This window comes from Pseudomonas sp. KB_15, from assembly GCF_052114525.1.
In the GTDB taxonomy this organism is placed as follows: domain Bacteria; phylum Pseudomonadota; class Gammaproteobacteria; order Pseudomonadales; family Pseudomonadaceae; genus Aquipseudomonas.
Map to the genome: position 1 here is coordinate 25,279 of NZ_JBFREX010000006.1, position 14,881 is coordinate 40,159.

Consider the following 14,881-nt stretch of genomic DNA (forward strand, 5'->3'; position numbering starts at 1 on the left):
TCGAGGTGTTCCGGTGAGCGCCACCCGGCGCAGCACCGACGGGTTTGCCCTGCAAGTGATGGTCGGGTTGTGCCTGGTCTGGGGCGTCCAGCAGGTGATGATCAAGTGGGCGGCGGCCGATATCGCGCCGGTGATGCAGGCGGCTGGACGTTCCGGCATGTCGGCTTTGCTGGTCGGGCTGCTGATCTGCTGGAAGGGTGGCTGGAACCAGGTGGGTTCGACGTGGCGGGGCGGCTTGTTGGCCGGTGCCTTGTTCGGCCTGGAGTTCTTTTTCATTTCCGAAGGCCTGCAACTCACCACGGCGGCGCACATGTCGGTGTTCCTCTACACCGCGCCGATCTTCACCGCATTGGGTGTGCACTGGTTGCTGCCGAGTGAGCGTTTGCGGCCGTTGCAATGGCTGGGGATTGTCCTGGCCTTCATCGGGATTGCCATCGCGTTTGCCGGGGGCGTGTCCTGGGACAATCTGGATTACCGCATGTTGATGGGCGATGCCTTGGGTGTGCTGGCGGGTGCCGCCTGGGGCGCGACCACCGTAGTGGTACGCGCCTCGCGCCTGTCGGAAGCGCCGGTGACTCTGACGCTGTTCTATCAGTTGATTGTCGGTTTCTTCGGTCTGTTGTTGATCGCGCTGCTCAGCGGCCAGATCACTCATGTCAGCCTGACCACCGTGGCGGTTGCCAGTGTGCTGTTTCAGGGCATCGTCGTGTCGTTCTTCAGTTACCTGGTCTGGTTCTGGCTGCTACGCCGTTACCTGGCGGCGAACCTCGCGGTGTTTTCGTTCATGACGCCGTTGTTCGGCGTCACGTTCGGTGTGGTGCTGCTGGGCGAGGAACTGAGCCTGAACTTCATCATCGGTGCAGTACTGGTATTGGCGGGCATCACTTTTGTCAGCGCTGAGCAGTGGTTGCGCCGTCGTTTGCGCAAAGCCCTCGGGCAGCACTGAGCGGCGCGAGCAACAGGCCGCCGGCGATCAGCAGGCCGCAGCCGGCGACCACCAGTGCCGGCTGCAAACCACCACTGAAATGACTGCTCAGCGCCGCCAGCAATGGCCCGCTGAGCTGGCCCACGGCAAAGCACGCTGTCAGCAGGCCGGCATTGCGCTGGGTGGCGTGGGGCGCCAGTTCCCGGGAGCGTTGCATCACCAGCTGCATGCAGGCCAGGAACGGCGTGCCGCACAGGATCACGCCCAATGCCAGACCTGGCCCGTTGCCCAGCAGGCAGGCGAACACGCCAGCGGCTTGCAGCCATAATGTCGCCATCAGCCAGTGACGCGTGGCGCCGGTTTTTTGCCGTCGCAGACTCACCAGCACTACACCGGTTGCCGCCGCCAGGCCAAAGCACGGCCAGAACAGATCGGCCTGCCATTGGCCATGGAATTGCGCGTTGGCCATTTGCGACAAAAAGGTCGCCGGAATGATGTAGCCCAATCCGTACAAGGCATAGATCAAGCCCAGGCGACCGATGCCTCGGGTGTGCGACGCGTTGGCGCTGGGTGCTGCGGTCGCGTTCGCGTCCGGTTGTGGCAGGAACGGCACAATCCCCAGCAACATCGCCAGCGCTACGGCGGCGTATACCAGCCACAAGGTAGCGGATGTCTGGCCCAGCAGATTCGAGCCCAGTGCCAACAAACCGGTCAGAAAAATCCCTAAACCCGGTCCGGCGAAGACCAGGGCACCGAGCCTTGGACGCCCGGCCGCTGCCGCGAGCGGCTGGCTCAGGGCGGTGATCATCACCAGCACCCAGGCGCTGGCCACGCCGGTGCCGAAGCGCAGCAGCAGGTGCGACCAGAAACCATTGGCCCAGAACGAAGCCAGGGTCAGCAGTACGCAGAGCCACAATCCGCCGAGCAAACGCCGGCGCACTTGCGCGGGACGCCGGGAAAACATGGCGTCTACCGCGCCAATGAAATAACCGAGGTAGTTGGCGGCGGCAATCAGCCCGGCGGCGGTCAGGTCGATCTGACCTTCGCTGAGCAGGTGCGGCAGTTGCGGTGTCAGGGCAAACCGGCCGATGCCCATGGCCATCATCAGGGCAACGAAACTGGCGGATAAGCGAATCAGGGGAGACATGGTCTGGATTCCGTTTAGTGGATCAATGACCGTCAGGCTAGGACTGATTGACTTTCTTTAAAAATGAATAATAGTGAGTAACTTGTTCTTTTTTGGAGAATGTCGTGGAATTCAGCCAATTGCGCATCTTCCAGGCGGTGGCGGAGGAAGGGTCCATAACCCGGGCCGCCGAACGGCTGCATCGAGTGCCGTCGAACCTGTCGACCCGGCTCAAGCAGCTGGAAGAGCAACTGGGTGTCGAACTGTTCCTGCGTGAGCGTCAGCGCTTGCAGTTGTCGCCTGCGGGAAAAGTCCTGCTGGACTACACCGCCAGGCTGTTTGCCTTGCGCGACGAAGCCAGCGCAGCCGTGCAGGGCGGGCAACCGGCGGGCGACTTCGTGCTCGGCACCATGTACAGCACGGCTGCTATTCACCTTCCGGGGCTATTGGCGCGCTACCACCGCCTGTATCCGGCCGTGAACCTGCAAGTACAGTCCGGACCCAGTGGTGAATTGCTCGAAGGCCTGCTCACCGGCCGACTCGATGCGGCGCTGGTGGATGGCCCCATGGAACTGGCCGGGCTCGACGGAGTGCCCTTGTGCGACGAGCGCCTGGTGCTGATCAGCGAGGCCGATCATCCGCCCGTGCGCAGCGCGCTGGATGTGGAAGGTCGCGCGGTGTTTACCTTTCGCCAGGGCTGCTCCTACCGCATGCGCCTGGAGGCCTGGTTCGCCCATGACCATGCGGCGATGGGCCGGGCGATGGAGATCGAGTCCTATCCGGGCATGCTGGCGTGTGTGATTGCCGGTTCCGGTGTGGCGCTGATGTCGGAGTCGATGCTCGCCAGCCTGCCGGGCCGTGAGAGTGTGGCCGTGCATCCGTTGGCCGAACCGTTCGCCAGTGCTACCACCTGGCTGATGTGGCGCAAGGGCATGGTCGGGGCCAACCTGAATGCCTGGATCGAGCAACAACAGGTGGTTTTTCCGCCGGCACCGGTGCAGGCGCAGGAAATTGCCTGAACACAGGCTGATTGTGATGGATTCAGTAACAGATCATTGCGACTTTGCGCGAGCATTGCGTAGGACTTCGGACTATTATCTGTGCGAAGGGGCTACAGAATTTCGGCCGCTCGGCACTACCCTGAAGGGGGCACCATGAAAGAGAAAATTCAAAACTGGCTGCATGACCTGGGCGTGGCTCTCGGTTTGATCGAACCGCCGCTGCAACCCGTGCCTGTTCGTACAGACGACGAACAGCGCCGACGCCAGCAGCGTCGCCGGTAACGGCTCCGGATCGCTAGTGAGGGTGGGCTTGTTGTGGTGAGGGGGCTTGTCGGAACGCCGCACCGCCCCGTTCGGCTGCGAAGCAGTCGTAAATCGCCTGATGTGGTCCGCCAGATGTAACCGGGTTGAAGGGTCTTGGGGCTGCTCCGCAGCCCAACGGGGGCAAGCCCCCTCGCCACAGAACAGCATGCTTGCCATTCACCGCCTCAATACCGCCCAATCTCCAGTAAAAACCGACTCAAGTCATTCGCCGTCGTAGCGGTCTTGAGTATCCGGTCTTCCTCAACGGAAAACGCCGTTACACCCAGCTCATCTTCCAGATGGAAGATCAGCTCTGCGATATCTTCTTTATCCAGTCCCAACTGCGCCAGGCTGGTGTTGTCGTCGAAGTCATCCCGACCTTCCAGCAGGCGACTGATAAAGCGATGCACGACAGCACGAACGGCAGCTTCTTTCATGAACGTTCTTCTAGGAGGTAGTTGTAATTCTTCCTGCCGATGCAGTTCCTGCCGTTGAGTACAGCAGGCTTTAGCCGTGTGAACGCTGCCATTCGTCAATCATGCTGCGCAAATGCTCTCCGGAAAAACTGCCGAAATGCCCGCCATGCACCGTGCGGATCGACAACGCGTGCAGGCGTTGCAGGCTACGGGCATAGTCATCGAGGTTGGAGTGGTAGGCGTCTTCGATCAGCGGTCCGTCGTAGATGATGTCGCCGCTGAACAGGGTCTCGGTGGCGGCTTCGTACAGGCAGATACCACCCGGCGAGTGTCCCGGTGTGTGCACGACCTGCAACACCCGATTACCCAGGTCCAGCACATCTCCATCTTCGACAAACCCCGTGGCCGGCGCGGCCTTGACCCGGTATTCGGCGTAGCACAGCGGACAATCAGGGTGCGCCTCGAACATGTCGTCGCCGACAAAGGCTTTGCTCAGGTCGTTGTCGCCATCCGGTGCGGCGAGAATGTCCGCCTCGGCCGGATGCACCAGCCGTTCAGCGAATTCGTGATGACCGGCGATGTGATCGAAATGGCAGTGGCTGGCCACGGCCACCAGCGGCCGCTCGGTGATCCACGGCAGTTGCTCGCGCAGACTGACCAGGCCCGAGCCGCTGTCCAGCAGCAGGTCTTTGTCACGACCCTGGATGTGCCAGAGATTGCAGCGGTAGAAAGGCCGGATGTACGGCTCGTGAATCAGGCGGATGCCGTCACTGAGCGGTTTCACCTCGAACCATTGGTCGCGACTGACGATTTTCATAGCCCGTTTCCTTCAGACGAAAAAAAACGAGTGTGGCAACCGACGCCACACTCGTCGAAGAAAAAGTTAATCCGTTCTTTTCAGTTTAGGCAGCGCTGGCCACAGTCACCGGGCGAGGGGACAGCAGGCTGACCAGCACGAAGCTCACCAGGCCAACGCCGAGGCTGTAGTAGATCGGGGTGTTGGCGTCCAGACCGTCCTTGAACATGAACAGCAGCGCGGTGGCGAAGCCCATGCCCATGCTGGCGATGGCGCCGGCGGTGGTGGCGCGTTTCCAGAAGATGGCGCCCATCAGCGGGATCAGCATGCCGCCCACCAACAGGTTGTAGGCCAGGGTCAGGGCGCTGATCACGTCGTTCACGACCAGGGCAATGGCCAGAACCACACAGCCGGTCAACAGGGTGAACAGGCGGTTGATCGCCAGGCTCGACTGTTTACCGCCACGCAGTTTCGGCAGCAAGTCTTCGGTCAGGGTGGTGGCAGCGGCCAGCAGGCCAGCGCTGGCGGTGGACATCATGGCGGCCAGTGCGGCAGCGATGACCAGGCCACGGATACCGTCCGGCAGGGACAGTTTCACGATGGCGGCGAAGGCGTTGTTGACGTTGTCCAGATCCGGGATCAGTACGTGTGCAGCCATGCCGATCAGGGCACAGGCCAGACCGTAGAGGATGCAGTAGATACCGGCAGCGGTACCGGCAACCTGAGCCACTTTGGCGGTCTTGACGGTGAACACCCGTTGCCAGATGTCCTGACCGATCAGGATGCCGAAGAAGTAGATCATGAAGTAGGTGATGATGGTGTCCCAACCGATGGTGGTGAAGCTGAAGCTTGCCGCCGGCAGTTTCATCACCAGCTCATCCCAGCCACCAACGCGGTACAGGCAGATTGGCAACAGGATGAACATCAGGCCTACGGTCTTGATCACGAACTGGACGATGTCGGTCAGGGTCAGCGACCACATGCCGCCAATGGCCGAGTAGATCACCACGACGCCGCCGCCGAGCAGTACCGAGATCCAGAACGGCAGGCCGAACAGCACTTGCAGAACGGTGCCGATTGCCAGGATCGAGGTCACGCCGATCATCAGCGCGTACGCCAGCATGATCACTGCGCTCGCGGAGCGGGCCATCGGGTTATAGCGTTTTTCCAGTACCTGGGTAACGGTGTAGATCTTCAGTTTCAACAGCGGCTTGGCGAGGAACAGGTTCAGCGCCACGATCCCGCAACCCAGTGCGGCGCAGAGCCAGAAACCGGAGATGCCATGCACGTAGCCCAGACGCACGGTGCCCACGGTGGACGCGCCGCCCAGAACCGTGGCAGCCATGGTGCCCATGTACAGGCTTGGGCCGAGGTTACGACCGGCGACCAAAAAGTCTTCGTTGGTCTTGGCCTTGCGCATGCCGTAGTAGCCGAGTATCAGCATCGCGGCGGCGTAGATGAGTACGACGAATAAATCCAAAGCCATGACGGCGTGTCTCCGATTGTCTTTTTTATGGTGAAACAAAGGCATTTCTGTGGGAGCGAGCCTGCTCGCGATTCAGGCGCTGCGGTCTGTCATAGGCACCGCGTTATCGTTCATCGCGAGCAGGCTCGCTCCCACAGGTCTTGTGCTACATCAGGCGACTTGTCGCATCGCCGGTTTAGCGAGCGAATCCGTGCTCTTGCTGCGTGAATCGTTCGGGCCGAACACTTCGCGCGGTTCCGGGAACAGGCTCAGCAGCGCCAGGTACACCAGCGAGGCCAGGCCCAGGGTCACCGGCAGGCTGATGTCGATACCACCGGCCATTTCGCCCAGTGGCCCGACAAACTGTCCCGGCAGGTTCACGAAGCACAGGCCGACGGCCGCGCTCGGAATCCAGGCACCCAGGCCACGCCAGTTCCAGCCGTGGGTGAACCAGTAGCGGCCGCCTTTCTCGCCACGGGTGAACACTTGCAGGTCATCCGGGCAGTAGAAACCGCGACGCACCAGCAGGCCGATGATCATGATCACCATCCACGGGGTGGTGCAGGTGATGATCAGCACGGCGAAGGTCGACACGCTCTGTACCAGGTTGGCCGCGAAGCGCCCGATGAAGATGAAGGCAATCGACATCACACCGATCAGCAGCGTGGCCTTGACCCGCGACAGCACCCGTGGGAACACGCTGGACATGTCCAGCCCGGTGCCATAGAGGGAGGTGGTGCCGGTGGACATGCCACCAATCACTGCGATCAGGCACACCGGCAGGAAGAACCAGCTCGGCGAGACTGCCAGCAGGCCGCCGACATAGTTGTTGGCCGCGATGTAGTCCGGTGCCTTGATCGCTACGATGGTCGCGGTGGCCAGGCCGAACAGGAACGGGATGAAGGTCGCGATCTGCGAAATCACCACCGCCGCCATGATSCGGCGCTTGGAGGTGTCACGCGGGATGTAGCGCGACCAGTCGCCGAGGAACGCACCGAAGGAAATCGGGTTGCTCATGGCCACCAGCGCCGCGCCGATGAAAGCCGCCCAGAAACCCGGTTGCCCCATGTTCACGGTGCCGGCGTAGTTCGCATCGAAAGGACCGGCGAAGGCGAAGATGCCCAGCAGGAACAGCAGACTGGCACTCCACACCGCGATCTTGTTGACCCACAGCAGGAAGCGGAAGCCGTAGATGCACACGGTCAGTACCAGAATCGCGAACAGACCGTAGGCCAGGCCCAGGGTCAGGTCGGTTTCCGGCAGGCCGATCAGGCGTTTGGCGCCACCGATCAGCGCATCACCCGAACTCCATACCGAGAGCGAGAAAAAGGCGATGGCGGTCAACAGCGACAGGAACGAACCGACGATCCGCCCGTGCACGCCGAAGTGCGCACCGGAAGACACGGCATTGTTGGTGCCGTTGATCGGGCCGAACAGGCCCATTGGCGCGAGAATCAGCGAACCCAGCAATACGCCCAGCACAATCGCCCAGACGCCTGCCTGGAAAGACAGGCCGAACAGTACCGGGAAACTGCCGAGGACGGCGGTAGCAAAGGTGTTGGAACCACCGAAGATCATCCGGAACAAGTCCGTCGGGCCTGCAGTGCGTTCGTTGTCCGGGATCTGTTCGACCCCGTAGGTTTCAATTTGCGTAAGGCTTTGGTCTTTGTTGTTGTTATTCATGATCAGCTCCGATCATAAAGGCGCGCTCATCGTGCGTGAGCGTCACCTGTGTTGGCTAAGGGGGTGGCAGCCCTTCCGGCATCGCGGACAAATGTTCGTGGCAGGCCAGCCATAGGCCTTGTTGTTCTTGGCCAGACGCTTGTTTCTTGAAAACAATCGTCTCGCGCTCCTGGCTAAAGTGCTGCTCCCCTTGCATGCGCAGCTCGGTGGCTACGTCATGGATGAAAATCGCCACATCACCCTGCAGGCTGACGAAAGCGTTGCTTGAGGTGCACGAGAGCACCTCGAAGCCATCCTCTGAGCGCCAGCTGTCCCACATCGCCTGGTAGGCGTCGCGCGACAGCAGGGGCTGTTCGAGGGTATAGAAGACGAAGCTGGCATCGGCGCTGAACGCGCCGAAGTAGGCTTCGCGATCGTTACGGGCAAAAGCGGACACCAGATCGGCGGCGGCTTTCAAAACCTGATCGCGTTCGTTCATGAACCATCCTCAGCGGTGGACTACGCCAGGCAGTACGCAGAGCATTTCGTACAGCAGGTTGGCGGCCAGCAGCGAGGTGTTGCCGGTGGTGTCGTATGCGGGCGAGACTTCTACCAGATCGCAACCGACCAGGTCGAGGCCCTGGCAACCGCGAACGATCTCGATCGCCTGAATGGTCGTCAGGCCACCGATTTCCGGGGTGCCGGTACCCGGTGCCCAGGCCGGGTCGATGCCGTCGATGTCGAAACTCAGGTAGACCGGACCGTTGCCGACTTTCTCGCGGACTTCAGCCATCAGAGGCTCCAGCGATTTGTGCCAGCACTCTTCGGCCTGAACCACACGGAAGCCCTGGTTGCGGCTCCAGTTGAAGTCGTCAGCGGTGTAGCCCTGGGCGCGCAGGCCAATCTGCACAACGCGGTCCGGGTCCAGCAGGCCTTCTTCGACAGCACGACGGAAGGTGGTGCCGTGGGCGATTTTCTCGCCGAACATGTGATCGTTCACRTCMGCGTGAGCGTCGATGTGMACCAGRCCGACCTTGCCGTGCTTTTTGTGGATGGCACGCAGGATCGGCAGGGTGATGGTGTGGTCGCCGCCCAGGGTCAGCGGGATCACATCGTGTTCGAGGATATTGTCGTAGGACTCTTCGATGATCCGCACGGCATCCAGCAGGTTGAAGGTGTTGATCGCGATGTCGCCGATGTCGGCAACCGACAGCGAGTCGAACGGCGCAGCGCCGGTCGCCATGTTGTACGGGCGGATCATTACCGATTCAGCGCGGATTTCGCGAGGCCCGAAGCGGGTGCCAGGGCGCAGCGAGGTACCGATGTCCAGTGGCACGCCTACGAAGGCAGCGTCCAGACCGGCAGCGGTACTCAAGTGGGGGAGTCGCATCATGGTGGCGATGCCGCCGAAGCGCGGCATTTCGTTGCCGCCCAGTGGTTGGTGAAGAATCTTGTCCACGGGTAGGGCCTCATCGTCGTTGTTTTATTTATAGGGTTGCGCCGTTCACGGAAGGTACGGGCACCGTTGTGGGCCGATTCTGCGAAATGTAGTGGCCGGGAAGAATCGCTACGGGCAAATACTTAGTTCAGATTTTTCTAAACTAATGACGAGGACGGCGATAGACTTGTCGTATTCTCTGTAGCAGCTGCCGAGCACCGCGAGGCAGCGTTCGGCGGCGGAGCCGTCGTCAAAACCTGAACGCGAGGTTTTCCTGAAACAGCGCGTCGCCTGATTTCACGACGGCTTCGCCGCCGGACGCAGGCTTCGCCAGCTGCTACAGAGCGTTATCGTCCACCTGATTTTTGTGTTGCTGCTGGAGCCCCCATGGCCAACGCTTTACCCGACCTGAAACTATTGCGCATCTTCGTCAGCGTGGTGCGGCATCAGGGGTTTGCCAACGCCCAGCAGGAGCTCAACCTCTCGACGTCGGCCATCAGTACCTACATGAGTCAGCTCGAAGCAGCCCTCGGCCTGGTGCTCTGCCATCGCGGCCGTGGCGGATTCAGCCTGACCAGCAAGGGCGAACTGTTCCATCAGGAAACCCTGCGCCTGTTGGGTGAACTCGAAGGCTTCGAGCAATACGCCGCCGCGCTCAAGGGCGAGTTGCGCGGTACCTTGAACCTTGGAGTGATCGACTCCACCGTCAGCGACAAGGCCCTGCCGTTCGCCGAAGCCATCGGCGCCTACAGCCAGGAACACCCGGCCGTGCACTTGCACCTGTCGGTGATGAGCCCTTACGAATTGCAACTCGGTGTGCAGGACAACCGTCTCGACCTGGCCATCGGCGCGTTTTCCACGCGCATGAGCGGTCTGGTGTACATGCCGCTGTACCGTGAACAACACTGGTTGTATTGCAGCACGCGCCATCCGCTGTTCAACGAGCGGCGCATTCCCGAGCAAGTCATCACCCAGCAGCGCATGGTCGGCCGCGGCTACTGGAGCCAGGCTGAACTGGCGCGTCACGGCTTCAAGCACAGCGCCGCGACAGTAGAAAGTATGGAAGCCCAGTTGATACTGGTGCTGTCCGGCGCCTACATCGGCTATCTACCGGAGCACTACGCCCAGGCCTGGGCCGACAAGGGCGACTTGCGGGTGTTGCTGCCGGCAACCTTCGGTTATCAGGCGCCGTTCTCGATGATCGTGCGTCGGGGCCGTAGCCGCGAGCCGCTGATCCAGACGTTCCGCGACTTGCTTAAAGCCCAACTGAATCAGGCCTGAGAATATGTCCAGAATCCAGTGCCCGCGCTGCCTGCGCCCGCAAACCCACTGCCTGTGCCCGTTGATCCCGAACCTCGACAGCCGCACCCGGGTGTTGCTGTTGCAGCATCCGAGCGAAGTGAACCATGCGCTGAATACGGCGCGGTTGGCGGCGTTGGGCTTGAACAATGCCGAGTTGATCGTGGGAGAAGTATTTGAGAATTTGCCCACGCTTTTGAATCAGCCGGGATATCAGGCGCGGTTGTTGTTTCCGGGCGAAGAAGTGCAACCGATGAAAGCCTATAGCTCATCTGATGAACCGATGTTGTTAGTGGTCCCGGACGGCACCTGGCGCAAGGCGCGCAAGATGCTGCACCTCAATCCGCTGCTGGCGGCGTTGCCGAGGGTGACGCTGGCCGAAGGCGGTGTGTCCCGTTATCGGCTGCGCAAGGCACCGGGACCGGGGGCGCTGTCGACGGTGGAGGCGATTGTGCAGGCGCTTGAAACCCTTGAGGCACCGACGTCGTTTGCGCCGTTGTTAAAGCCGTTTGAAGCGTTGATCGAGGGGCAGATTGCGGCGATGGGGGAGGAGGTTTACCAGCGTAATCATGCCGACAGGTGATCGTTGTATGTGCCGGCCTCTTCGCGGGCAAGCCCGCTCCCACAGGTTTTGTCGTGTTCGCAGATTTTGTGTACAACACGGACACTGTGGGAGCGAGCTTGCTCGCGATGAGGCCAGATCAATCACCAGAAAATCTCAGCCAGAAACTACCGCTCCCGCATCGCCTCGGTCCGCGCTTTCAACACCGGTTTAAGCAAGTAATCCAGCACCGTTTTCTCCCCGGTAATGATGTCCACTGTCGCCACCATCCCCGGGATGATCAGCAGCGGTTTCACATCCCCGCCCAGATGGTTTTTGTCAGTGCGCACTTGAATCAGATAAAAGCTGTTGCCCTTGTCGTCGGTGATGGTGTCGGCGCCGATCAGTTCCAGCTTGGCGCTCAGGCCGCCGTAGATCGTGTAGTCGTAGGCACTGAACTTGACCATGGCTTTCTGACCCGGATGCAGGAACGCAACGTCCTGCGGGCGGACCTTGGCTTCGATCAGCAGGTTGTCTTCCAGCGGCACGATTTCCACCATGTCGTTGCCGGGCTGGACCACGCCGCCGATGGTATTGACCTTCAACACCTTGATGATGCCGTGTACCGGCGATACCACCGTGGTACGGGTCACACGGTCGTCGATGGCGATGCTCGATGCCGTGATTTTCGACAGGTCGGTGCGTTTCTCATTCAGCTCTTTGGCGGCTTCCGAGCGGAAGGTCTGTTCCGACTCATCAATCTTGCTTTTGATCTCGTTGATCGCCGATTCGGCCCGGGGAATGGCCAGGGTGGTGGCGTTCAGCGAGCCGCGAATCTCCACGGCGCTGCGTTTGAGCCGCAGGATTTCCACCGGTGACACGGCGCCGGTGCCCACCAGCGGGGTGGACATGTTCATCTCTTGTTGCAGCAGCGCCAGGCTGGAGCTGAACTGCCCCTGTTTCGAGCGGAACTCTGCCAACTCCTGGGTTTTTTGCCGAAGTTGCTCGGTCAGTGTGCGCTGCTCGCTCGCGAGTCGACGTTGCCGCTGCTCGTACAGCGAACGCTCGTCTTCGGCCACTTGCGGGGCTTTGGCGATCACTTCTTCTGATAGCTTGAACGGCCGGCCCTCAGCCTCGGCCGAAAGCCGTTCGACTTGCGCGGTCAAGGCATAGCGATCGGCTTCGCTTTCGCCCTTGTTCGACAGGTAGCGGGTGTCATCGAGGCGCAGCAAAGTGTCGCCCTTGTTCACCATTTGCCCTTCGCGCACAAAGATCTCGGTGACGATGCCGCCCTCGAGGTTCTGGATCACCTGGACTTTGCTCGAGGGAATCGCCTTGCCTTCGCCCATGGTGACTTCCTGCAACACGGCGAATTTGGCCCAGACCAGCGCGCTGATCAGCAGCGCGGCGGCCAGCCACACGGTGATCCGCGACCAGCGTGGTGAGTCCTGCAATGAGGCGCCGGCGGTTTCCGGCATGAATTCGACTTCGGCGCTTTTGCCGAAGCTGTTGAAGTAGCCTCGGGGCGCTGAATCTGGCGTTTGAGCAGACATGGGCGATACCCGTCAGTTAAGAGAAATAGTGCCGAACACAATCCTGTGGCGAGGGAGCTTGCTCCCGTCCGGCGGCGAAGCCGTCGCAAAAACTGCTGGCGCGATCCAGATGACACAACGAGGGGGCTGCTTCGCAACCCAGCGGGAGCAAGCTCCCTCGCCACAGGTTGTGTATTCGCATCTAGAGGGCCACTCCTAAACAGCCGCAGAGCCGACACGGCCCTTGCGCAGTGCATCGATGACTGCTTCTTTCGGCCCGTCGGCGACGATCCGTCCGTTGTCCAGCACCACCAGCCGGTCCACCAGGCTCAGCATCGAGGTGCGGTGAGTCACCAGCAGCACGGTTTTCCCCTGGACCCAGTCGTGGAGTTTTTTCCGCAGAACGTCTTCGCTGCTGTTGTCCATGGCGCTGGTAGGTTCGTCGAGCAGCAGAATCGGCGGGTCGAGCAACAATGCCCGGGCCAGCAAAACCGCCTGGCGCTGACCACCGGACAGCAACTGTCCGCGCTCGCCCACGGGCCGGTCGAAGCCGTGCGGGTGTTGCCGGGCCAGTTCGGTAACTCCGGTCATTTCCGCCACTTCGAGCATGCGTGAGTCGCTGATATAGCGCGCGCCGAGGGTCAGGTTGTCGCGCAGGCTGCCGGCCAGAAGCGGCAGGTCGTGGGCGACGTAGCCGATTTGATGGCGCAGGTCGGCGACGTCCAGTTGCCGCAGGTCCAGGCCATCGAGCAGCAATTGGCCTTCATCCGGTTCGTAGAACCCCATCACCAGCCGCGCCAGGGTGCTTTTGCCTGAGCCGCTGCGGCCGATGATGCCGACGCGCTCGCCGGGTTTCACACTGAAGCTGATATTGGCCAGGGCCGGAGAGCTCTGGCCGTTGTAGTGGAAGTTCACGCCGACAACATCCAGCGCGCCTTGCAGTTGGGTGCGCTCCAGCGGCCGTTGTCTGGCGTCGCGCTCCTGGGGCAGGCCCATCAGCGCGTCAGTGCTTTTCATGGTCAGTTGCGCTTGCTGGTAGCGGGTGATCAGGCCGGCGATCTGTCCCAGTGGCGCCAGCACCCGACTGCCCAGCATGTAGCTGGCCACCAGGGCACCGACGCTGAGGTTGCCGGCGATGATGCTGTAGACCCCGGCAACGATGGTCGCCATACCGGACAGTTGCTGGATGAAGAGCGTGCCGTTGGTGGCCAGGGCCGAGAGGTTGCGCGCGTGGCTGTCGAGGCGGGTGAGGGTACCGTGGGTGCTTTCCCATTTGTGCTGGCGTTCGCTTTCGGCGCTGCAGGCCTTGAGGGTTTCCAGGCCGCTGAGGGTTTCGATCAACAGTGCCTGGCGTTCGGCGCCGAGGCTGAGGCTCTTTTGCACGGTGTCGCGCAGGCGTACCTGGATCACCATGGCAAAGATGATCGTGATGGGAAACGCCAGAATGGGGATTACCACCAGCCAGCCACCGAGCAGGCCGATCACCAGTAGCATCAACAGGCAGAAGGGCAGATCGATCAGGCTGGTGAGGGTCACGGCGGTGAGGAATTCCCGCAGGCCCTGGAAGTCATGAATGCTTTGGGCAAAACCACCAATGGTCGCCGGCCGCGCTTTCATCGCCATGCCGGTGATGCGCTCGAACAGGGTGGCCGACAGGATCACGTCGGTTTTCTTGCCGGCGGTATCCAGCAAGTGCGCGCGCACGATCCGCAGCACCAGTTCGAAAGCGGTGCCGATCAGCAGACCGATCGCCAGCACCCACAAAGTCGAAGTGGCCTGGTTCGGCACCACSCGGTCGTAGGTCTGCATYACGAACAGCGGCACCATCAGACCCAGCAGGTTGATCAGGAAACTCGCCAGAATTGCATCGCTGTACAGCCATTTCGACAGCTTCAGCGTATCGCGAAACCAGGCGTGGACCCGAGGCACCAGCGGCGAGCGCAAGTCTTCGAGTTCGTGGCGTGGCCGGGCAAACAACGCCTGGCCACTGTAGTGTTCGGCCAGCTCTTCAGGGCTGAGCCATTGCTCGCCGCCGTCGGCTTCGCTGGGCAGGATCAGCACCTTGCCGTCCTCGCCATAACGGCGCAGGACAGCCGTGCGGCCGTTGTTCAGTAACAACAGCACGGGCAGGTTGAGCGGGGAAATGTCCTTGAGGTCACGGCGCAGCAAGCGCGCCTGCAAACCGGCCCGGGCCGCTGCACGGGGCAGCAGGTCCAGGCTCAGGCGTTGGTGTGCCATGGGGAGCCCGGCACTGAGGCTGGCGCGACTGACTGTCGCGCCGTGGAGTTTGCAGAGGATCAACAGACCGTCCAGAAGCGGGTCATCGAAGCTCAGGCGCGGATCGACACCGGTGTTGCCGGGTTCCATGCTGGTCATT

General features: G+C 61.4%; 14 protein-coding genes. 5 read left to right on the top strand and 9 right to left on the bottom strand.

Annotated elements, in window-relative coordinates; genetic code table 11:
* The first annotated feature begins 13 nt into the window (after positions 1-13).
* The gene (locus tag AB4Z35_RS09520; RefSeq protein ID WP_442096802.1) at positions 14-946 is read left to right on the top strand and encodes a DMT family transporter; all 933 of its coding nucleotides are present in this window, start codon (positions 14-16) and stop codon (positions 944-946) included.
* On the opposite strand, the gene AB4Z35_RS09525 is transcribed toward AB4Z35_RS09520, so the two are convergent.
* Complete coding sequence (locus tag AB4Z35_RS09525; protein ID WP_442096803.1) at positions 891-2,072, bottom strand: MFS transporter; 1,182 nt, start codon at positions 2,070-2,072, stop codon at positions 891-893. The two genes, AB4Z35_RS09520 and AB4Z35_RS09525, sit on opposite strands and share 56 nt — an antisense overlap.
* Positions 2,073-2,176: 104 nt before the next feature.
* On the opposite strand from AB4Z35_RS09525, the gene ptrR reads away from it, so the two are divergent.
* Together ptrR and AB4Z35_RS09535 are read left to right on the top strand one after the other, a co-directional pair.
* On the top strand, positions 2,177-3,070 hold the full coding sequence (ptrR, locus tag AB4Z35_RS09530) for a putrescine utilization regulator PtrR (RefSeq protein WP_108227714.1): 894 nt from the start codon (positions 2,177-2,179) through the stop codon (positions 3,068-3,070).
* A 135-nt stretch (positions 3,071-3,205) separates the two neighbouring features.
* A complete protein-coding gene (locus AB4Z35_RS09535; RefSeq protein ID WP_007972508.1) occupies positions 3,206-3,334 on the top strand; it encodes a PA1414 family protein in 129 nt (42 codons plus the stop codon).
* A gap of 206 nt (positions 3,335-3,540) precedes the next feature.
* On the opposite strand, the gene AB4Z35_RS09540 is transcribed toward AB4Z35_RS09535, so the two are convergent.
* The 6 genes from AB4Z35_RS09540 to speB form a co-directional block, all read right to left on the bottom strand.
* Entirely contained in the window at positions 3,541-3,792 is a 252-nt protein-coding gene (locus AB4Z35_RS09540; RefSeq protein WP_442096804.1) for a phosphopantetheine-binding protein, read from the bottom strand.
* A gap of 70 nt (positions 3,793-3,862) precedes the next feature.
* On the bottom strand, positions 3,863-4,588 hold the full coding sequence (locus AB4Z35_RS09545; RefSeq protein WP_116263203.1) for an MBL fold metallo-hydrolase: 726 nt from the start codon (positions 4,586-4,588) through the stop codon (positions 3,863-3,865).
* A gap of 85 nt (positions 4,589-4,673) precedes the next feature.
* Positions 4,674-6,053: a sodium:solute symporter gene (locus AB4Z35_RS09550; protein WP_116263202.1), complete on the bottom strand. Its 1,380-nt coding sequence runs from the start codon at positions 6,051-6,053 to the stop codon at positions 4,674-4,676.
* A gap of 150 nt (positions 6,054-6,203) precedes the next feature.
* The gene (locus AB4Z35_RS09555) at positions 6,204-7,715 is read right to left on the bottom strand and encodes a purine-cytosine permease family protein (RefSeq protein WP_442096805.1); all 1,512 of its coding nucleotides are present in this window, start codon (positions 7,713-7,715) and stop codon (positions 6,204-6,206) included.
* Positions 7,716-7,770: 55 nt separating this feature from the next.
* Positions 7,771-8,193, bottom strand: coding sequence for a nuclear transport factor 2 family protein (locus AB4Z35_RS09560; protein WP_108227710.1), 423 nt, complete (start codon positions 8,191-8,193; stop codon positions 7,771-7,773).
* Positions 8,194-8,202: 9 nt separating this feature from the next.
* Complete coding sequence (gene speB, locus AB4Z35_RS09565; RefSeq protein ID WP_442096806.1) at positions 8,203-9,153, bottom strand: agmatinase; 951 nt, start codon at positions 9,151-9,153, stop codon at positions 8,203-8,205.
* 366 nt (positions 9,154-9,519) lie between these two features.
* Between speB and AB4Z35_RS09570 the strand changes: the two genes are divergently transcribed.
* Positions 9,520-10,413: a LysR family transcriptional regulator gene (locus tag AB4Z35_RS09570; protein WP_007972518.1), complete on the top strand. Its 894-nt coding sequence runs from the start codon at positions 9,520-9,522 to the stop codon at positions 10,411-10,413.
* 4 nt (positions 10,414-10,417) lie between these two features.
* Positions 10,418-11,014: a tRNA-uridine aminocarboxypropyltransferase gene (locus AB4Z35_RS09575; protein ID WP_442096807.1), complete on the top strand. Its 597-nt coding sequence runs from the start codon at positions 10,418-10,420 to the stop codon at positions 11,012-11,014.
* A gap of 146 nt (positions 11,015-11,160) precedes the next feature.
* Here AB4Z35_RS09575 and AB4Z35_RS09580 read toward each other — a convergent pair whose 3' ends face one another.
* Together AB4Z35_RS09580 and AB4Z35_RS09585 are read right to left on the bottom strand one after the other, a co-directional pair.
* A complete protein-coding gene (locus AB4Z35_RS09580; RefSeq protein WP_442096808.1) occupies positions 11,161-12,525 on the bottom strand; it encodes an HlyD family type I secretion periplasmic adaptor subunit in 1,365 nt (454 codons plus the stop codon).
* Positions 12,526-12,720: 195 nt separating this feature from the next.
* Entirely contained in the window at positions 12,721-14,880 is a 2,160-nt protein-coding gene (locus AB4Z35_RS09585; protein WP_442096809.1) for a type I secretion system permease/ATPase, read from the bottom strand.
* Position 14,881 lies beyond the last annotated feature (1 nt).